Annotated in this window: 16 protein-coding genes and 1 pseudogene; 11 read left to right on the top strand and 6 right to left on the bottom strand. The window is 72.0% G+C overall.

The genetic code is table 11. From position 1 onward, the window contains the following. Positions 1-4: 4 nt before the first annotated feature. On the top strand, positions 5-1,096 hold the full coding sequence (locus ACQP2O_RS52485) for a glycosyltransferase family 4 protein (protein WP_433177854.1): 1,092 nt from the start codon (positions 5-7) through the stop codon (positions 1,094-1,096). 143 nt (positions 1,097-1,239) lie between these two features. Here ACQP2O_RS52485 and ACQP2O_RS52490 read toward each other — a convergent pair whose 3' ends face one another. Next, on the bottom strand, positions 1,240-2,172 hold the full coding sequence (locus tag ACQP2O_RS52490; RefSeq protein ID WP_433177856.1) for a cation diffusion facilitator family transporter: 933 nt from the start codon (positions 2,170-2,172) through the stop codon (positions 1,240-1,242). A 95-nt stretch (positions 2,173-2,267) separates the two neighbouring features. Between ACQP2O_RS52490 and ACQP2O_RS52495 the strand changes: the two genes are divergently transcribed. Continuing rightward, a complete protein-coding gene (locus ACQP2O_RS52495) occupies positions 2,268-2,639 on the top strand; it encodes an ArsR/SmtB family transcription factor (RefSeq protein WP_433177858.1) in 372 nt (123 codons plus the stop codon). 10 nt (positions 2,640-2,649) lie between these two features. Here ACQP2O_RS52495 and ACQP2O_RS52500 read toward each other — a convergent pair whose 3' ends face one another. Both ACQP2O_RS52500 and ACQP2O_RS52505 read right to left on the bottom strand, forming a co-directional pair. Then, a complete protein-coding gene (locus ACQP2O_RS52500; RefSeq protein WP_433177860.1) occupies positions 2,650-3,954 on the bottom strand; it encodes an FAD-binding oxidoreductase in 1,305 nt (434 codons plus the stop codon). Between the two features lie 22 nt (positions 3,955-3,976). Beyond that, positions 3,977-5,476 (bottom strand): MFS transporter, encoded by a 1,500-nt coding sequence (locus ACQP2O_RS52505; RefSeq protein WP_433177862.1) that lies wholly within the window; start codon positions 5,474-5,476, stop codon positions 3,977-3,979. Between the two features lie 47 nt (positions 5,477-5,523). On the opposite strand from ACQP2O_RS52505, the gene ACQP2O_RS52510 reads away from it, so the two are divergent. Continuing rightward, a complete protein-coding gene (locus ACQP2O_RS52510; protein ID WP_433177864.1) occupies positions 5,524-6,954 on the top strand; it encodes a PLP-dependent aminotransferase family protein in 1,431 nt (476 codons plus the stop codon). 60 nt (positions 6,955-7,014) lie between these two features. Here ACQP2O_RS52510 and ACQP2O_RS52515 read toward each other — a convergent pair whose 3' ends face one another. Beyond that, complete coding sequence (locus ACQP2O_RS52515) at positions 7,015-7,626, bottom strand: hypothetical protein (protein WP_433177866.1); 612 nt, start codon at positions 7,624-7,626, stop codon at positions 7,015-7,017. Between the two features lie 152 nt (positions 7,627-7,778). Here ACQP2O_RS52515 and ACQP2O_RS52520 point away from each other — a divergent pair. The 3 genes and pseudogenes from ACQP2O_RS52520 to ACQP2O_RS52530 form a co-directional block, all read left to right on the top strand. Continuing rightward, positions 7,779-8,993: pseudogene (locus tag ACQP2O_RS52520) on the top strand (aldehyde dehydrogenase family protein); the annotation flags it as partial. A gap of 115 nt (positions 8,994-9,108) precedes the next feature. Continuing rightward, on the top strand, positions 9,109-9,225 hold the full coding sequence (locus tag ACQP2O_RS52525) for an aldehyde dehydrogenase family protein (protein WP_433191488.1): 117 nt from the start codon (positions 9,109-9,111) through the stop codon (positions 9,223-9,225). Between the two features lie 12 nt (positions 9,226-9,237). Continuing rightward, positions 9,238-10,335, top strand: a complete 1,098-nt coding sequence (locus ACQP2O_RS52530) for an NAD(P)-dependent alcohol dehydrogenase (RefSeq protein ID WP_433177868.1) — start codon at positions 9,238-9,240, stop codon at positions 10,333-10,335. Between the two features lie 197 nt (positions 10,336-10,532). Here the strand turns inward: ACQP2O_RS52530 and ACQP2O_RS52535 are convergent, their stop codons facing one another. After that, positions 10,533-12,233: a sigma-54-dependent Fis family transcriptional regulator gene (locus ACQP2O_RS52535; protein WP_433177870.1), complete on the bottom strand. Its 1,701-nt coding sequence runs from the start codon at positions 12,231-12,233 to the stop codon at positions 10,533-10,535. Between the two features lie 200 nt (positions 12,234-12,433). Then, complete coding sequence (locus tag ACQP2O_RS52540) at positions 12,434-13,012, bottom strand: dihydrofolate reductase family protein (RefSeq protein WP_433177872.1); 579 nt, start codon at positions 13,010-13,012, stop codon at positions 12,434-12,436. A gap of 248 nt (positions 13,013-13,260) precedes the next feature. Between ACQP2O_RS52540 and ACQP2O_RS52545 the strand changes: the two genes are divergently transcribed. The 5 genes from ACQP2O_RS52545 to ACQP2O_RS52565 all read left to right on the top strand — a co-directional run bounded on the left by ACQP2O_RS52545 (position 13,261) and on the right by ACQP2O_RS52565 (position 18,931). Further along, positions 13,261-14,367 (top strand): MFS transporter, encoded by a 1,107-nt coding sequence (locus ACQP2O_RS52545; RefSeq protein WP_433191491.1) that lies wholly within the window; start codon positions 13,261-13,263, stop codon positions 14,365-14,367. Positions 14,368-14,535: 168 nt separating this feature from the next. Beyond that, complete coding sequence (locus tag ACQP2O_RS52550; protein WP_433177874.1) at positions 14,536-15,072, top strand: DUF6069 family protein; 537 nt, start codon at positions 14,536-14,538, stop codon at positions 15,070-15,072. A gap of 171 nt (positions 15,073-15,243) precedes the next feature. Further along, complete coding sequence (locus ACQP2O_RS52555) at positions 15,244-16,806, top strand: protein kinase domain-containing protein (RefSeq protein ID WP_433177876.1); 1,563 nt, start codon at positions 15,244-15,246, stop codon at positions 16,804-16,806. A 340-nt stretch (positions 16,807-17,146) separates the two neighbouring features. Continuing rightward, complete coding sequence (locus ACQP2O_RS52560; RefSeq protein WP_433177878.1) at positions 17,147-18,571, top strand: serine/threonine protein kinase; 1,425 nt, start codon at positions 17,147-17,149, stop codon at positions 18,569-18,571. A 150-nt stretch (positions 18,572-18,721) separates the two neighbouring features. After that, a complete protein-coding gene (locus ACQP2O_RS52565; RefSeq protein ID WP_433177880.1) occupies positions 18,722-18,931 on the top strand; it encodes a heavy-metal-associated domain-containing protein in 210 nt (69 codons plus the stop codon). Position 18,932 lies beyond the last annotated feature (1 nt).

The raw sequence follows: 18,932 nt of genomic DNA on the forward strand, positions 1-18,932 counted from the left end.
GTGGATGACGCGCACCCTGTCGATCTCCCTCGTCACTCTGGGCGATCCGCTGACGATGACGGGCGGTTACCTTTACCACCGGCGGATGGCCGAGCTCGCGCCGGCGTACGACGCCCGGCTCACCTTCGCTTCCTTCCCGTCCCTGGCGTTCCCGCTCCCGGCCCTGGCCGCACGCCGGGTCCTGCGGACGGTCCGCGAGCAGCGTCCGGACGTGGTGCTGATCGACAGCATCTGCGCGGCGTTCCTCGCGCCGGTGCGCCTGCCGCCGGGCCTGCCCGTCGCCGCGATCCTGCACCAGCCGCCCGGCGGCATCGACCATGGCCGGCCGCGCGCGCTCGCGCAGGCCGTGCTGGACCGGCGGACGTACCGGCGGGCCGCCCGGCTGCTCGTCGCCAGCGAACCGCTCGGCACCGAGCTCGCCCGGCAGGGCTTCGGCGACCGCCTCGTCGTCGTAGCGCCGGGCCGCGACGTTCCGGCGCCGCCTCCGGGTCCGGGGGCGGACCTGCGCGCCGGGGCCGGCGCGGCGCTCCTGTGCGTGGCGAACTGGCTGCCCCGCAAGGGCGTCCTCGACCTGCTCGACGCCGTCGCGGCCCTCCCCGACGGCACCGCCCGCCTGCACCTGGCCGGCGACGAGGACGCCGACCCGGCGTACGCCGCTCGGGTCCGGCGACGGCTCGGCGAGCCGGACCTGGCCGGGCGCGTCGTCCGCCACGGACGCCTGCCGAAGGAGGAGATCGCCCGCCTCTACCGGGACGCCGACGTCTTCGTCCTGCCGAGCCTGCGCGAGCCGTACGGCACGGTGTACGGGGAGGCCATGGCCGCCGGGCTGCCCGTCGTCGGATGGCGCGCGGGCAACCTCCCCCATCTGGCCCGGGACGGACGCGACGGCCTCATCGTCGAACCGGGCGACCTCCCCGCCCTGACGGCCACCTTGGCGAGGCTGTGCGCCGACTCCGCCCTGCGTGACCGGCTCGGCGCGTCGGCGCGGCGGCGGGCCGAGGAGTTCCCCACCTGGGAGGACAGCGCGGCGCTCTTCTTCGGCACGCTGCGCGGCCTCACCCCAGGGGGTCCAGCAGGTCCGCCACTGCCCCGGTGAACGCCTCCACCGTCACGCAGGCGGGGCATGGGGCGTCAGTTTGGGACCGGCGTCGGTGGGGTGGGCGGCGTGAGCGTGGTCGTCAGCGGGGGTCGACGCCGGCCGGTACGGGCGGCGCGGGCCGGGTGGCGCGGGTGTACAGGTCAGCGAGGGCCGGAGTCGGCCGGTACGGGTGGGGCCGATCGGGTGGCGTGGGCGTGGGCGTGCACGTCGCCGGCGTCGGGAACGGCGGTGCGTACCGCTCGCTCCACCGCGGCGTTGATCCCGTCGGCGTCCAAGAGGCTGATGCCGTCGTCGAGATGGGTCTCCACCTCGACGGCGAGGGTTCGGCCCATCCAGCGCGCCCGGACCTCGGCCGCGCCGACGCCCGGCACACCGGCGGCGGCCGTACGCGCGGCGTCGAGGTGTTCGGGGTCGACGCCGTCCATCAGGCGGTGCAGCAGGTCGCGGGTGACCTCGACGCCGACGTGGCAGATGAACAGTGTGACGGCCAGCCCGGCCACCGGGTCGCCCCAGCGGTACCCGGCCGCGACGAGCGCGAGGCCGACCAGCGCGCCGAGCGAGGACACCGCGTCGAGCCAGGAGTGCTTCGCATCGGCGATCATCGTCGCCGACCGGATCCGGCGGCCCACCCGCAGTTTGTACCGGGCGACGATCTGGTTGCCGACGATCCCGAGCGCCGCGCCCACCATGCCCAGCGCGGCGTCGGTCGTGGGTGAGCCGCCCACGAGCTTCTGGTAACTCTCGTACCCGGCGAACAGCGCGCTGGCCCAGATCACCAGCGCCACGCCGAGCCCGGCGAGGTCCTCCGCCCGCTCGTAGCCGTACGGGTACCGGGCCGTCGCGGGCCGCCGGGAGATCCAGAAGCCGAGGAAGACCACCGCCGACGTCGACACGTCGGACAGATTGTGCAGGCCGTCGCCGAGCAGTGCGACCGATCCGGTGACCAGGGCCAGGGCGATCTCGACGAGGGCGGTCACCGAGAGGCCCGCCGCCGAGACCGCCATCGCGCGGTTCGCCGCTCTCCGGTCGGCGGCCTCGTCACGTCCGGTGGACGCGGGAACGGCGGATGTCACGGCGGCGCACTCCTCGGCTCGTACGGTGATTCCCTTCCATCATAGGTGATCACGTGAATAGGTGTTCACATGTTCCTCGCGGTTACGATGGCGATATGGGACACGGCGTTGACGGACAGACGACCCCCACGGGGCCCATCGACGCCGACCTGGCCAAGAGCGTCGCCGAGACCATGCAGGCCCTCGCCACCCCCAGCCGGCTGCGCATCCTCAGTCGTCTGCGGCAGGGCCCGTGCTCCGTCGGCGAGCTCGCCGACTCGATCGCCATGGAGCGCTCGGCCGTCTCCCACCAGTTGCGCTACCTGCGCCATCTCGGGCTCGTCACCGGGGACCGGCACGGCCGGAGCATCGTCTACCAGCTGTACGACAACCACGTCGCCACGCTGCTGGACGAGGCCGTCAGCCATATCGAGCACCGCCGTCTCGGCGTCCCCGACGTCCCTCCGCGCGGCGCCGCCACCGCCTGACGGGAACCCGTCAGGGCAGCACGGGGAAGTTGCTGCGGAACACGTTGTGCGGGTCGTGGCGGCGCTTGACGTCGCGCAGCCGGGCGAGCGTAGCGGGGGTGAACGCGTCGGCCGCGGTCTCCCCGGGGTTCAGGAAGGTGAGGGGCTTGCGGCCGCTGGCGGGGAGGGCCTCGGCGAGTGCGCGCTGCCGGTCCGCGACGGCCTGGGCCGTCGCCGGGTCGGCCGGGATGCCGAACAGGTAGAGCGCGAAGGGCTCGGTCAGCGGGCCGTGCGGGCTGTCGGACGGCTGAGTGAACGCGCCGCCGAGGTGCCGGACCTGCGCGCTCAGCAGCGGGGCGATGGGGTCGGCGAGCAGCGTCTTGGCCGCGACGTCGTCCAGTTCGGTCAGCAGTTCGCCGCGCGACAGACCCGCGCCCGGGTCGGTCGGTTCGGCGGTGATGGTTCCGAGCTCGGAGACCGGCATGACCCGTCTGCCGTCGGACAGCGGCCGGGCGAGGCGGTTCAGGGGGCTCAGCAGGTCGCGTGCCTCGTCCGCGTCGCCGAGGTACGTGGCGTCCACGGCGACCATGGGGTCCGCGCCGGGGAAGTGCAGGAGGTCCAGCCAGACGGTCAGCTCGTCCGGCGCGGTGGCGGCGATCCGCCGGTAGGCGTCCAGCACGTCCGCGGTGTGCTCGGCCGTCCACAGGACCCGGCCGCCGTACAGGTGCGGCGCGGGGTGCAGGGCCAGTTCCAGGGCGGTGACGATGGCGAAGTCGCCGCCTCCGCCGCGCAGGGCCCAGAACAGGTCGGCGTCGGTGTCGGCGGTGACGTGCCGCTGCCGCCCCTCGGCGTCCACGACGTCGAAGGCGGTGACGCTGTCGGCGACCCAGCCGTACGCGCGGCCGAACCAGCTCAGTCCGCCGCCGAGGGCGACGCCGGTGACGCTGACGACCGGGGAACTGCCGGGCAGGCCGGTCAGGCCGTACGGTGCGGCGGCGGCCTGCACGCGGCCCGAGGGCACGCCCGCCCCGACGCGGGCGCGGCGCGCGGCCGGATCGATCTCGAGGGTGTCCAGCCGACCGGTGCGCAGCAGGATCGTGCCCTCGGTGCGGCCGGTGGCCCCGTGCCCGTTCGGCTGGGTGGCGACGCTCAGTCCGGCGGATCGGGCGTGGCGGACGAGCGCGGCGACGTCGTCGGCGTCGGCGGCCTCGACCACGGCCGTCACCGGCTGCTCGACGGCCAGGTTCCACGGGCGGCGGGCGGCGTCGAAGCCGGCGTCACCGGGCAGCAGGACCCGGCCGCGGACGATGGAGCGCAGAGGGGTCAGGGGATTCATGGTCTTCCTTCTCTCGTGGTGGTCAGGCCGCGACGTTCTCGAGCACGTCGGTGTGCTCCGTCCGGCGGCGCGTGGGGGTGAAGCCGAGGGCGACCAGGGCGGTGAGCGCGATCCCGGTGGCCGCGACGAAGACGGCGGTGCGCAGGCCGTCGGTGGTGGCCGCGCGCAGTGCGGGCCCGGTCTTCCCGCCGGTGTGGGCACCCGCGATCGCGACCAGGAGCGCGAGGCCGACCGCCCCGCCGACCTGCTGCGCGGTCGAGGCCACCCCGGAGGCGACGCCCTGCTGGTCGGCGGGCGTCCCGGCGGTCGCGGCACCGAACATCAGCGTGTAGCCGGCGCCCTGGCCGACGCCGAGGACGATCAGGCCGGGCAGCAGCGCCGGGTAGGAGCCGTCGGTGGTCAGGCCGGCGCCCACGATGACGGTCCCGACGCCGCCGACGACCAGGCTGGCGATCATGGCGGTGCGGGTGCCGCGGGCGGTCGCCAGCCGGCCGCCGAGCTGCGATCCGGCGACGATCGCGGCCATCGGCACCAGGAAGGCCAGGCCGGTGCGCAGCGCGTCGTATCCGTGCACGACCTGGAAGTAGACGGTCAGGAAGTACAGCAGGGTGCCGAAGGTCCCCATGTACAGGAAGGTGACCAGCGCACCGGTGCCCAGGTCACGGCCGCGCAGCAGCCGCAGGGGCAGCAACGGGTCGGTGCTGCGGGCCTCGATCGCGACGAACCCTGCCAGCAGCACCACGCCGAGCACGGCCGCTCCCGCCACGGTCGGCGCGCCCCAGCCGGACTCCGGCCCCTGGACGAGGGCGAACACCACCAGCGTGGTCCCGGCCGTCGCGGTGAGCGCCCCGGCGAGGTCGAACCGGCGGCCGGTCCTCCGCGCGGCACCGCACGGGACCAGCGGCAGGGCGAGGAGCGCGGCGACACCGGCCAGCGGCACGTTGACGAAGAACACCGCGGCCCAGCCGAACGCGTCGGTCAGCACCCCGCCCAGTAGCGAGCCGAGGATCATGCCGCTGCCGCCGGCGGTGCCCCACACCGCGAAGGCACGGTTCCGTTCGCGGCCCTCGGCGAAGCCGGTGGAGACCAGCGTCAGCGTCGCGGGGAACAACAACGCGCCGCCGAGCCCCTGCACCGCGCGGGCCGCCACCAGCGTCAGGGGCGCGGTGGCCAGGCCGCCCGCCAGCGACGACACCGCGTACAGGACCAGCCCCAGCACGAAGATCCGGCGCGGCCCGAGCAGGTCCACGGCCCGTCCGCCCAGCAGCAGGAACCCGCCGAAGGCCACGGCGTACGCGCTCACCACCCACTGCAGCGTCTGCGCCGAGAAGCCGAGCGCCGAGCCGATCTCCGGCAGCGCCACGTACACGATGTTGTAGTCGAGAGAGATGATCAGTTGGGCGAAGGCCAGCAGTGCCAGTGCCGCGCCGGGGCGCCGGAACCGTACCGCCCGCTCGTTGTCGTCGGTCACCGGCTGGAGGTCCACTCGGGGACTCGCGGTGACCGTGCTCTCGTTCGTCATGATCTCCACGCTAGAAACCGGAAAGACCTTGGATAAGGTTCATTTCCGTGGCGAATTCATGGGTCAATTCCGCCGAGCGGATCGGCAGTGACCTGCATCTGGACCTGTCCGGCCACGGCAGCCGCCGCGCGGTCCTCATCCGAGCGCTGCGGGAGGCCGTACGTGACGGAAGGCTCCCTCCGGGCACGCGCCTGCCTCCGTACCGCTCCCTCGCAGCGGACCTCGGGCTGGCCCGCAACACCGTCGCCGACGCCTACGCCGAGTTGGTCGCCGAAGGATGGCTGATCGCCCGACAGGGATCCGGCACCCGCGTGGCGCCACGGGCCGAGCCGATCCGGTCCCCTCGCGCGTCCAAGAGGGCGCCCGCGCGTCCGGCTTCGCCGACGCACAACCTGCGGCAGGGGCAGCCGGACGCCGCCTCGTTCCCACGGGCGGCCTGGCTGGCCGCCGTCCGCCGCGCGCTGAACGCCGCGCCGAACGAGGCGTTCGGCCCAGGCGATCCGCGAGGCCGTGCGGAACTGCGCCAGGCGCTGGCGGAGTACCTGGCACGCGCCCGTGGTGTCCGTACGACACCCGACCGGATCGTGGTGTGCTCCGGCTTCGCCCACGCGCTGCGACTGCTGTTCGGTGGCCGGGTCCTGCGCGGTCCGCTGGCGGTGGAGTCCTACGGGCTCGCGTTCCACCGTTCTCTCCTGGAGGCCGCATCCGTCCGTACGGTCCCGCTCACGCTGGACGAGTCCGGTACCCGTGTCAGCGAACTGCGGTCCCTGAAGGGGGTGCGAGCGGTGCTGCTCACGCCGGCGCACCAGTTCCCGACCGGAGGACCGCTGCACCCTGAGCGGCGCGTGACCGCGGTGGACTGGGCCCGAGCCCGCGATGGCGTCATCCTGGAGGACGACTACGACGGTGAGTTCCGCTACGACCGTGAACCGGTCGGTGCGGTCCAGGGCCTCGACCCCGAGCGGGTCGTCTATCTCGGCTCGGTCAGCAAGAGCCTGTCGCCCGCGTTGCGGCTCGGTTGGATGGTCCTGCCCGAGCATCTCGTCGACGCGGTGCTGACGGCCAAGGGTGAGCGGGAGGCCTGGGCGAGTGTGACCGATCAGCTGACCCTCGCCGAGTTCATCGGCTCTGGCCACTACGACCGGCACATCCGCCGGATGCGCCAGCGCTATCGGGCCCGTCGTGACCGCCTCGTCGCCGCCCTCGGCACCCGCGCCCCGCATATCGCTCTCACCGGCATCGCCGCCGGGTTGCACGCGGTTCTGCACCTGCCACCCGGAACCGAGGAGTCCGCCGTCAAGGCCGCCGCTCGGCAGTCGATCGCCCTGGACGGACTCGCCGACTTCCGCCACCCGGCCGCCACCATGCCCGTCCAGGACGGCCTGGTGGTCGGCTACGCCACCCCGCCGGACCACGGGTACGGCGCGGCCGTCGAGGCTCTGTGCCGGATCCTTCCCCCGACGCGTACCGACGGCTGACCGATGGGACGGCGTCCAGCACGCCCGAGCACACCTGAGGGTCGGACCGCCGCCTGAGGGTCAGGCCGCCGCCCGCAGCCGGGCGGCCAGCAGCGCGCGCCCTTCGACGATCAGCCGGTCCACCTCCTCGGCGTCGTACCACTGGCCGTACGGGTGGCCGGCGACGGCCAGTTCGCAGAGGTGGATGAGCGAGCCGGTTCGCCGCGACAGTTTGTGGCACGCCCACTTCACCGACGTCTCCGCGTTCGCCTCCTCCAGCGCGGCCGGTGCCTTGGCGATCTCTTCGGTGATGAAGTCGCGGTTCGGTGCGAGTCCGGGGTCGGCCAGGATCCGCGCGGTCGCCGTCGCGGCCCCCGCCTCGTCGCCCGCGAGCCGGCGGATCCGCGCCTCGAGCGCGTTCATCGTGACGACCGGGCTCCAGACGTTGTAGTTCGGCTCCGCGCCCGGCACCGGCACGGCCGCCGTGACGGAGCGCAGCACGTCGAGTGCCTCGGCCTCCCGTTCCAGCGCCCACAGGAACCGGGCGAGGTCGGCCTGGTCGTAGAGCTCCTTCATGCGGGTGTGCGACCACCGGCGGGCCAGGGAGGTCTTGACCTTGGCGAGGTAGCGGTTCGTCTCGTTGGCGGGAAGGGCCGCCGCAGGGGGCGGCACCGTCGTCGTGGACCTGGACATGACCGGCATTCTCCCCTGAAGCGGCCGGGTGCGGCGGTGTCCAGAAATTGGACAGTTAGCAGGACGCCGACGGCCCGACCATGGGCTTCGGTGCGGAAGCCGGCCGGGCCGTCACCGGCGGCCCGGCCTCTCCCGGCGAAACGGAGGACGGCATGCGACTGCGATACGACGCCCTGTTCATCGACGGCGAATGGGCCGGGCCGCACGGCACCGGGCGGATCATCGTCCGGTCCCCCAACACCGAGGACGAGATCGGGGACGTCCCCGAGGCCGTCGAGGCCGACGTCGACGACGCGGTCGCGGCGGCGCGCCGGGCGTTCGAGGACCCGTCGGGCTGGTCCGCGTGGCCGCCCGAGGCGCGGGCCGGCGCCATGGAGCGCCTGGCCGACGCGCTCGACGCGCGGGCGGAGGACATGGCCTCCCGGGTGAGCGGCCAGAACGGCATGCCGATCGCGATCGCCCGGCAGATCGAGGCGGGCATGCCCGCCCTGGTGCTCCGCTACTACGCCGACCTGATCCGCCGGACGCCCGCGCAGGAGACCCGACAGGGGCTGCTCGGCGGATCCGCGCTGGTCCGGCGGGAGCCGATCGGGGTCGTGGCGGCGATCGTGCCGTGGAACTACCCGCAGACGCTCGCGTCCTTCAAGATCGCGCCGGCGCTCGCCGCCGGATGCACCATGGTGATCAAGCCGTCGCCGGAGACCGTGCTCGACGCCTACCTGCTGGCGCAGGCGGTGATCGACGCGCAGCTCCCGCCCGGCGTCGTCAACATCGTCACGGGCGGGCGGGAGCTAGGTGCCCACCTGGTCGCGCACCCGGGCGTCGACAAGGTCGCCTTCACCGGGTCGACGGCGGCCGGCCGGTCGATCGCCGAGACCTGCGGCCGGCTGCTGCGGCCGGTCACGCTCGAACTCGGCGGCAAGTCCGCCGCGATCGTGCTGGACGATGCCGACCTGGACGGGCACCTCCAGGACCTGTTCGGGGCATGCCTGCTCAACAACGGCCAGACCTGTTACCTCGGCACGCGTGTCCTCGCCCCGCGCAGCAGGTATGACCGAGTCGTGGACACCGTCACCGCGATGGCCAGGTCCCTGCGCGTCGGCGACTCCCTCGACCCGGAGACGCAGATCGGCCCGATGGTCAGCGCCCGGCAGCGCGACCGGGTGGAGTCCTACATCGCCAAGGGCCGCAGCGACGGCGCCCGGCTCACCGCGGGCGGCGGGCGGCCGGCCGGCCGCGACCGGGGATGGTTCGTCGAGCCGACGGTGTTCGCCGACGTCGACAACCGCGCCACGATCGCCCAGGAGGAGATCTTCGGCCCGGTGCTGGCGATCACCCCGTACGCCGACGTCGACGAGGCCGTGGCGATCGCCAACGACTCCGACTACGGCCTCGGCGGCTCGGTGTGGACCTCCGACCCCGACCGCGGCGTCGCGGTCGGGGTCGGAGGTCCGGACCGGGACCATCGGCGTCAACGGTTACCTGCCCGAGCCGGTGGCACCGTTCGGCGGCGTCAAGGACAGCGGCATCGGCCGCGAACTCGGCCCGGAAGGGCTCACCGCCTACCAGCAGCTCAAGTCCGTCTACCTGGCGGGATAGGGGTCAATGCTCATGTACGCCACCGCGGCCGTGATGGCCGGCAAGGGCGCACCGTTCCAGCTGCGCGAGGTCGTCCTCGACGAGCCACGGCCGGATGAGGTCGTCGTCCGGGTCGTCGCGTCCGGGATCTGCCACACCGACCTCATCGTCCGGGACCAGTGGTATCCGCCGGAACCCCCCGTGGTGCTCGGCCACGAAGGCGCCGGCATCGTGGAGCGGGTCGGCTCCGACGTCACCTCCGTACGGCCCGGCGACCGGGTCGCGATGTCCTTCGACTTCTGCCGAACCTGCCGCAACTGTCTGCGCGGGCGGCCCGCGTACTGCACGGACTTCTTCCCCCGGAACTTCGGTGGCCGACGCCCCGACGGCTCCGCGACCGTACGTACGGGCGACGGCTCGCCGATCAACGCGAGCTTCTTCGGCCAGTCGTCGTTCAGCACCTACGCGCTGGCGCCCGAGCACACGGTGGTGCCGCTGCCCTCCGACCTGCCGCTGGAAGTGGCCGCCCCGCTCGGCTGCGGCGTCCAGACGGGAGCGGGCGCGGTCCTGAACTCACTCGCCCCACCGCCCGGCAGCTCCATCGTCGTCTTCGGCGCGGGCACGGTCGGGCTCAGCGCGATCATGGCGGCCGACGTCGCGCACTGCGGCCCGATCATCGCGGTGGACCTGGTCCCCGAACGGCTGGCGCTCGCCGCCGAACTCGGCGCCACGCACGGCCTCCACGGCACGGCCGACGGCCTCGTCGAGCAGATCCTGGAGATCACCGGCGGCGGCACCGACTTCGCGGTGGAGACCACGGCCAGTCCGGCGGTGCTGCGCACGGCCGTCGACTCCCTGAACTTCGGCGGCACCTGCGGGGTCATCGGCGCCGCCCCGATGGGCACCGAGGTATCACTGGACATGTCGGCGCTGCTGTTCGACAAGTCGGTGCGGGGCATCATCGAGGGCGGCAGCGTCCCCCGGCTGTTCATCCCGCAGCTCATCGACCTGTACGGGCGCGGCCGGTTCCCGTTCGACCGGCTGATCCGCACGTACCCGTTCGCCGAGATCAACCGTGCCGCCGAAGACTCCGAGAAGGGCGTCACGGTCAAGCCCGTCGTCCTGATGTGACGACGCGCCATGGCCGGGGGCGTGGATGGCAGGAGCACGGCAGCCCGCGGCGGGACATCGCGCACGACGGGAACGGCGGCACGACGGGAACGGCGGCACGACGGGAACGGCGGCACGACGGGAACGGCGGCACGACGGGAACGGCGGCACGACGGGAACGGCGGCACGACGGGAACGGCGGCACGACGGGAACGGCGTCAGAGGGCGACGCCGAGGGCGCGGATGCGGTTGTAGAGCGTCGTTCGGCTGATGCCGAGGCGTCGTGCCGCGTGCGCCTTGTTGCCCTCGCTGGCGCGCAGCGCCGCGACGATCGCGTCGTGTTCGGCCTGCTCCAGCGGGGTCAGCCGACGTGACCGGCGGCTGCCCTGATAGGCGGGCGGCAGGTCCCGTACGGTGACGTCCCCGGCGGAGCGGCGTGTGGCGACGTCCCGGAGAACCTCCTCCAACTCCCGGAGGTTGCCCGGCCAAGGATGACCGGAGAGCACCTCAAGAGCCGTCGGCGTCAGCCGCAGCCTCCCTCTCGTGTGCCGGGCCAGGATCACCTGGGCCAGTTCGGGGAGTTCGTCGCGTCGGGCGCGCAGCGGCGGCAGGTCCACGCGCGCGATGCAGTGCGCCGCGAGAGCGGCCCGCTCGCCGCGCAGTTCGGCCGCGGACGACGTGGTCAGGGCGAACCACGCCCCGGCGGTGCGCAGCACGCGTGCGGCCTTGGCGGCGACGGGCTCCGGCAGCAGCTCCACGGCCTCGATCGCGACCAGCCCGTCGTGCTCGCCCGCCAGGCCTTCCAGGGCGGCCAGCCAGGCGCGTTCCCCACGTCGATCGATGTCGACGGCGTCCAGGACGGCCGGTGCGGCGGGTCCCGCCAGCGACCGGAGGGCCGTGCTACGTCCCGAGCCCGGCTCGCCGCGAACGAGCACGGGCAGCCTCCGCTCACGGTGGCGTTCGAGCTCTCGGTCCGGCCGAGCGCGACGCGGCACGTGGTTCGCGCCGTCATCGAGGAAGAACAGCTCGAACAGCGTCCCCCCGCTGTCGCCGTCGCGCGACCAGGCGACCCGTGCCGTGCGCCCGGAGGACAGGGCCAGTTCCCGCGTCGCCGGCCGGACGGACGGCCCGTCGGCGGTCAGCCCGAACAGCAGCGCGTGGTCGGCTCCGTCCAGCGTCTCGATCGCCGCCGGATTCGCCAGCACGATGCCGTTGCCGAGCATCAGCACCGGGTGGGTCTTGTGCAGCGCGGCCGCCTGGAACGCGGCCAGCATGCGGCGTTCCGCCTCTCGCGCGCCGTTCAGCAGGCGACGCTCGATGTCCCGTACGGCGCGCAGGAGGAACGGGGCGAGCAGCGGGCTGTCGTCCCTGGTCTGGCAGGTGATGTCCAGGACGCCCACCAACCGCCGGCTCGCCGGGTCGATCAGTGGATGTCCGTAACAACTCAACCGCTTGAACGCCTCGAGGTAGTGCTCCCGGCCGCGTACGGCGATGCCCTGGCGGAGCTCGAAGGCGGTGGCGATGGAGTTCGTGCCCGTGGTGTCCTCGCGGAACGGCCGGCCCAAGGCTGCGCCGAGCCCCTCCATCGTCGCCCGCACGGACCGCTCGCCGAACCGCAGCGCGGCCACCCGTGACTCCTGGTCGACGAGGGCGACGAAGAAGCCCGTCCCGGCGAGCTCCTCGGCCATCGCGTCGAGGACCGGCGTGGCCGCCACGAGCAGCCTGCTGCGCAGGTCGACGTCGAGGACGGTGAACCGGTCGGCCGGCGCGCCCGGGCGAAGCCCGGACAGCGACGAGCGCCGCCACGACTGCGCTATCTCCGGGCGCAGCCTCCCCGCCTCGGGGAACATCGTCGTGAACCCGCGGTCGTCGGCCGCCACGGCGGTCTGCCGCGGCGCGCGGGCATCGGGGCGTCCCATGCCGTCATCCCCGCGGGGTGCGGGAGACGCGGCGCTCGTCGTCCAGGTTCATCGTCGACTCACCTGCGATTCGAAAGGTCAAGCCGACTTTAGGCGTTCATCTGACCGTCGTCAATAATGTGCCCGACGTCTACGGTCGCGGCGCGCGTACAACCCGATGGGCGTGGCTCCTTCTGCGGGATGGGCCGAGCTGAACTCGTTCATCCGGCGGAACCGTAGATGAGGCTCACCCGGCCGTCCGACAACTGCTGAACCTTCCGCAGTTCGAGCCCATGACGGTGTTCCGTTCCCGCGAAGAGGGCCTTCCCCTCACCAGCGATGAGCGGGTAGACGATGAGGCGGAGCTCGTCCACCAGCCCTGCGTCGACCAGGCCGGCGGTGATCTGGGCGCCTCCCATCAGGTAGATGTCCTTGCCGGTCTGCTCTTTGAGCGCGGCGATGTCGTCCAGGCTCCGCAGGAACGTGGTGTTCGGCCACTGAGCCGATTCCATGGTGCTCGACAGCACATAGTGCGGGGTCCGCGCGGCGAAACTCGCCCATTCGAGTTCACCCGGCGTCGGCGGGTTGTCGCCGATCCAATGGTGCCCGTCCGGCTCGGTCTGGATCGCGGTCCAGTACGTCTCGTAGCCGCGGTACATCGCCGCGCCGAGCACGCACGCGTCCACCTGCGACGTCAGGTCATAGTCGTCCTGCCAGGCCGCCACCCAGTCCGCGTAGCCCTGGGGACCCTCCATCTTCCCGTCGACAGAGATCTTCATTCCAGCGATGAGCCGTCGCATGTCACGCCTCCTGGCGTCCGTTGGTGAGTCGCCCCACCGACGTACGGGTGCCGGCGAAATCGACAGCTCGCCGAAAAATTCTTCGGCGGTCCCCGATCTCCGCCGGACGGGAGGGGAAGCCAAACCCGATGGCCGCGCGGGCGGCTCTGTCGTACGCTACGGCCATGCGACGACGACATTGATCTTCACCTGCTTCCAGACTCGCGCGTCGGCTGTACACCTACGCGTTCCTCGAGGACTTCGTCCTCCTGTATCCGGTCTACGCGGTGCTGTTCGCCAAGGCCGGGCTGTCTCCCGCCGCGATCTCGTCGCTGTTCGTCATCTGGTCGGTGACCTCCTTCGTCCTGGAGATCCCGGCGGGCCTGTGGGCCGACGTCTTCTCGCGCAGGTCGCTGCTCACGATCGCCCCGCTCCTCACCGGTACGGGCTTCGCGCTGTGGACCTTCGCCCCGTCGTACGTCTCCTTCGCGCTCGGCTTCGTGCTCTGGGGTGCGGGCAGCGCGCTGCGTTCGGGGACGCTGCAGGCCCTCGTGTACGAGGAGCTCTCGCACCACGGCGCGGCCGACGCTTATCCGCGGATCCTCGGCCGTACGCACGCCATGGGCATGCTGGCGGTCATGGCCGCGACCGGCCTGGCCGGGCCGGTCATCGCGCTGGGCGGCCACCGCGCCGCGGGGATCGCGAGCATTGCCGCCTGCCTGCTCTGCGCGGCTGCCGCCTGCTCGCTGCCCGATTCGCGGGGCCGTACCGAGCGCGGCCGGGGATACCGGGAGGTACTCCGCGTCGGCCTCGCCGAGGCCCGCCGTACGCCCGCGGTCCGCCGGTCCCTGCTGATCGTCTCGGTGCTGATGGGAACCGCCGGCGCCCTCGACGAGTACGTCCCGCTGCTCGCCGGGTCGACCGGTGCCCGCGCCTCCGTCGTTCCGCTCCTCGTCCTGCTGGTGACGGCCGGGATGACGGCGGGCGGCTGGCTCGCCGGGCGTGGCACGCGGTGGACGGCCGGCCTGCTGGTGCTCGCCACCGGATGCCTGGCCGTCGGCGCGGCGAGCGGCCGGGCGGCGGGGCTGCTGCCCGTCGCCCTGGCCTTCGGCGTCCTCGAATGGGCGATGAGCAATGCCGACGCGCGACTACAAGAGCAGATCGGCGACGAGTCCCGGGCGACGGTCACGTCGGTCGCCGGCTTCGGTTCGGAGGTCGTCGCGGTATCGGCCTACTCCGCCTACGCGCTCGGCTCGACCTGGGCGGGCCCCGGTGCCCTGTTCGCCCTGGCCGCCGTTCCGTTCTTGGCGGTGGCCGTGGCGGTACGGTTCGCGGGAGCCGACGGGCCGGGTGCCGACGGCGGGACGAACGGATGATGACCACCGTGCGCCTGCGGTTGCCTTCTGCGCCTGGTGGGTGAATTGTGACCAAAAGCGCCATCTGTGTTGACACGCAGCGTGACGTTTCGGCAGCCTAGCGAGGTCCCGGACCCGACGAGGGGACACGGCCACCCCCGAGCCGCCACCCCGACGAGGAGAGAACGTATGCGTTCGACGGACTATTCGTGGGACGAGAGGACCGGTGCCGACGCAGGCCGACTCTGGGCGGGCGGCGCGGCCACCGCGCTGGTCGCCGCCGGCGTCGCGCTGGTCGCGGTGATGGTGATGCACCGGCTGCTCCACGCTCCCCTGATCAGCCCCGGAGGACTGAGACAGTCCGCCGACTATGCGATGGTCGCATTCCCGATCGCGGCGGCGCTGGTGACGCTGATCGCGACCGCCCTCCTGCACCTACTGATGGCGACCACTCCAAGCGCCTCGCAGTTCTTCACCTGGATCGCGTCACTCGCGATGATCCTCGTCGTCCTGCAGGTGTTCCTCGACGACCACAAGATCCTCACCCAGGTGGAGACCGCGGCGTTCTACTTCGTGATCGGCATCGCGATCATCTCCCCACTGCTCGGCGTCTCCCGTACCGCCGTACGCCACCGGCGGCATCAGGACTACCGGGAGAACCACCCGGCCGAGTACCGAAACGACTATCGCGACGACTACCGAAACGATCCACGGTCGTACCGCTGACGCGCACTCGGTCGCGGATCTGATCCGCGGCCGTCAGCCGCTCGGAGCCGTCGCGGCACCGGACTACTCCGTCTGCGCCCCTTCGCGCGCTTGCGCGCGAAGGGGCGCTGGTGCAAGGTCGGTAGCGCACTCCGGCGGAGCGGAGGCCGACGCGGCGGGGAGGAAGCGCGGGTGGGAGGCGAACATCGCGCCGGTGATGTCATCGACGGCCGGTTCCTCCTGAAGGAACGCCTCGGCAGGGGCGGGATGGGAACGGTCTGGCGCGCCCATCACCAGCACCTGGAGATCGACGTCGCCCTGAAGCAGATGATCATCCCCGCGGAGGGCGCGATCCCCGAGGATCTACTGACCCGCGCTCGCCGCGAGGGGCGGACCCTCGCCAGACTGCCGCCGCATCCGGGAATCGTCTCCGTACGCGACCTGATCACCGTCGAAGGCCTCCCGTGGCTGGTGATGGACCTCGTCGAAGGACGCTCCCTGAAGCAGATCGTCTGGGAGGACGGCCCGCTGACCGAGGAGCGCACCGCCGATCTCGCCGAACAACTGCTGAGAGCGCTCCGTTTCGTACACGGCCATGGCGTGCTGCACCGCGATCTGAAACCGGCGAACATCCTGATCAATGCCGCCGGCGACGCGACACTGGTGGACTTCGGCATCGCCGTGCACGCGGACGACACGACGCTCACCCAGAGCGGTGCGCTGATCGGGACACCGGGCTACATCGACCCGGAACGCCTCCGGGGACAACGCCCCATCGAGGCGTCGGACCTGTTCTCCCTCGCCGCCACCCTCTATTACGCCGTCGAGGGCAATGCCCCGTTCCGCCGCGACAATCCGGCCGCGACGGTCCATGCCACGCTGTACGAGCGGCCGATCTCCATGCGCCACGCGGGGGCACTGCGCGAGCTCATCGAAGACCTGCTGGCCCCCGACGCGACGAGACGACCGCCGACGGAAGAGACGCTGCAGCGACTACGAGCCGTCAGAACCCCGACCGTCACCACGGAGACCACCGGCAACGGGCCCGAACCCGACAGCGCCGATCAAGGCGCGGCCGACACGCCACCACCCGCGTCCGGGGCAGAACGCTTCTCCGAGATCCCGGCGACACGACCAGGGGGTGTTGCCGCGCCTCCATCCAGCACGCTGCAGACCGAATCCCCCAAGTCCGGCGGGAAGCCCACGGCCGGGCAAGACGATGGGACCAGCGGTTCCAAAGGGTGGCGCAATCTCGGCCTCTTCCTGACCGGGCTGTTGCTGGTCGGAACGCCACTGGTCGTCGGCATGGGCTTCGCCCATCCGGCGGCGCACACCGATTACTTCGCGGCCGCCCTTTTTCTGCCTCTGAGCATGTTCACCGTCTTCTCCGTCGCCGCGTTCGCGATCACGCGGTACGAGATAATGACCGGCATCGCCTTGTTCATGGGGGCGATATCGCTCCTCATCGGCCTCGCCGCCGGACTGGTCGTGGGAGCGATCGCCGGAGACCTCTACGCGGGAGCAGTGATCGGCGCGCTGATCCTCGGCGCGGTCGGCATCGTGTTCGGCCTGGTCGGCACGTATCCGGACACCGGCGACTCCTGGGGCGCCGCCATCGCGACGAGTCTGTTCTGCGCCGCCGTGTGGATCCTGCTGATCGAGACCGTCGGCTACCTCACCCAGCGCTGGGCCGTGCACAGCGCCGTCGGCTTCCTGAACACCTGGGCAGGGTCCCTCGTCGGCCTTTTCAGCTGACACCACCACCGACGGCGATCAGGCCTTTCCCGTGCTTTGGCAGCCGATCGGGTAGTCAGGTGAATCGAGCCAACACCGCGACGTCGTCCACATGTTGTGGATATTCGTCTTCCAGTCGAGGGCTTCCCCGGTCGACTGCTCCCGATGAGTCACCGTTGGCTCCCATGGCCGAGGAGTTCTGGTGCTCTGGCACCTGAGATCCTCGGCGATCAAGGCTGTCCTGCCGTTCCTCGGATATCGCGCGTGTCGGGGATGCCGAGGTCTGCCCTATTCGACCGCTGATCGATAAAATCGCGGTGATCCGGCCGCATCGTGGGGTGCGGTACTGGAAGGCGGGGCGATGTCCGACGTTGACGGGCTGCGGGCGGGGGATCCGGCGACCATCGGGCGGTTCAGCCTGATCGGCCGGCTTGGTGAGGGTGGGCAGGGGGTCGTCTTCCTCGGCGAGGACGGTACCGGCAGGCGCGCGGCGGTGAAGGTCCTGCACGCGCGGCCGGACGATACCTCCCAGCTCGGCCGCTTCGTCAAGGAGATCCAGACGACCCAGCGGGTCGAGGCGTTCTGTACGGCCGAGGTCATCGAGGTCGATTTCAACGCGATCCAGCCGTACATCGCGAGTGAGTTCATTCCGGGGCCCTCGCTGCATCGGCTGGTCGCCGAGCAGGGGCCGCGTGTCGGCTCGGCGCTGCACCGGCTGGCGGTGGCGACCGCGACGGCGCTCGCCGCGATCCACGAGGCGGGCGTCGTCCATCGGGATTTCAAGCCGAGCAACGTCATGATGGGTCCCGACGGCGCACGCGTGATCGACTTCGGAATCGCCCGGGCAGTGGACGCCGCGGGGACGCTGACGGGGCATGTCGTCGGTACGCCCGCCTACATGGCGCCGGAGCAGATCGGCGGGGCGCCGGCCGCGGCGCCGATGGACGTCTTCGCGTGGGGATGTGTGATCGTCTTCGCCGCGACCGGGCGCCCCCCGTTCAGGCAGGACAGCGTGATGCAGGTGATCAGGCGGATCATCCACGAGCCACCGGACCTCGGGGACCTCGCCGAGCCGCTGCGCGGGATCGTCGCCGACTGCCTCGCGAAGGATCCGGCGGCGCGGCCCAGCGCGCAGGATGTCCTGCTCCGGCTCCTCGGCCGCCGGACGCCGGTGCCCGGTGGGCCGGCGATTCTCTCGCCGATGCCGTCGTGGCCGCCGGGTACCCCCTCCCCGTACCTGCCTCCGACCGTCACGATGCCGCCGGACAAGCCGCTTCGGCGACCGGCGGTCGTGTACGGCGTTGCGGCCGGTGTCGTCCTCGCCGCCGCCGCGGTCGCCATCCCGCTCGTGCTCACCACGCAGCAGGGCGGCCACACGCCGAAGCCCACCCCGACGCCCACGACGTCGTCGTCCGCGCCGCTGGCCAGCGTGTTCCCGGCGGACATGGCGGGCACCTGGTCCGGCACCGTCACCGAGTCCCCCGGCAGCAAGAGCAGCGTACGGATCACCATCGCGGCGGGCGCGACGTCCGCGACCGCCGACTACGGCGACTACAAGTGCGCGAGCCGGCTGCAGATCAGCAACGCCTGGGCCGCGCAAGCGGTCCCCAATTCCACGACGGTCAACCTCGTCGAGGGCGTCACCAAGGGTGACTGCCCCAATGGCAGCAACGCCCAACTGGTGCTCCAGTCGCCGACCCAGATGTGGTTCAGCCTCACCGGTTACAAGACCGACGCGAGCCAGACGGTGTTCACCCGCGTCGGCGTGATCACGAAGACGAGCTGACACCCCTTCCGCACCGCCTCCTCGCGTACGCATCGGCTCTTGACACCCCCCGGGGGTATGTTATGGTCCCCGATATGCCCTACCCCGGATGGGTATAGGTTGAGACTCGGCCGGAACCTCCGGCTTCGAACGACGCGTAAGGAGAACGGAATGACCACCACCGAGTACACGGTCAAGGGAATGACGTGCGGGCACTGCGTCTCGGCCGTCACCACCGAGGTCGGTGCCATCGACGGCGTCACCGACGTGAAGGTGGACCTGGCCTCCGGCGTGGTCACCGTCGCCAGCGCCGCCCCTCTCGACGAGAAGGCGGTACGGGACGCGGTGGACGAGGCCGGTTACGAAGTCGTCCCTTCCTGAT

This window comes from Actinoallomurus sp. CA-150999 (genome assembly GCF_050942425.1).
Taxonomy (GTDB): Bacteria; Actinomycetota; Actinomycetes; order Streptosporangiales; family Streptosporangiaceae; genus Actinoallomurus.

Bases quoted from the DNA above. Each gene is read 5' to 3' on its own strand.
- ACQP2O_RS52485 (WP_433177854.1), top strand. From the start codon at position 5: ATGACGCGCACCCTGTCGATCTCCCTCGTCACTCTGGGCGATCCGCTG.
- ACQP2O_RS52495 (WP_433177858.1), top strand. From the start codon at position 2,268: ATGGGACACGGCGTTGACGGACAGACGACCCCCACGGGGCCCATCGAC.
- ACQP2O_RS52500 (WP_433177860.1), bottom strand. From the start codon at position 3,954: ATGAATCCCCTGACCCCTCTGCGCTCCATCGTCCGCGGCCGGGTCCTG.
- ACQP2O_RS52505 (WP_433177862.1), bottom strand. From the start codon at position 5,476: ATGACGAACGAGAGCACGGTCACCGCGAGTCCCCGAGTGGACCTCCAG.
- ACQP2O_RS52515 (WP_433177866.1), bottom strand. From the start codon at position 7,626: ATGTCCAGGTCCACGACGACGGTGCCGCCCCCTGCGGCGGCCCTTCCC.
- ACQP2O_RS52530 (WP_433177868.1), top strand. From the start codon at position 9,238: ATGTACGCCACCGCGGCCGTGATGGCCGGCAAGGGCGCACCGTTCCAG.
- ACQP2O_RS52535 (WP_433177870.1), bottom strand. From the start codon at position 12,233: ATGGGACGCCCCGATGCCCGCGCGCCGCGGCAGACCGCCGTGGCGGCC.
- ACQP2O_RS52540 (WP_433177872.1), bottom strand. From the start codon at position 13,012: ATGCGACGGCTCATCGCTGGAATGAAGATCTCTGTCGACGGGAAGATG.
- ACQP2O_RS52550 (WP_433177874.1), top strand. From the start codon at position 14,536: ATGCGTTCGACGGACTATTCGTGGGACGAGAGGACCGGTGCCGACGCA.
- ACQP2O_RS52560 (WP_433177878.1), top strand. From the start codon at position 17,147: ATGTCCGACGTTGACGGGCTGCGGGCGGGGGATCCGGCGACCATCGGG.
- ACQP2O_RS52565 (WP_433177880.1), top strand. From the start codon at position 18,722: ATGACCACCACCGAGTACACGGTCAAGGGAATGACGTGCGGGCACTGC.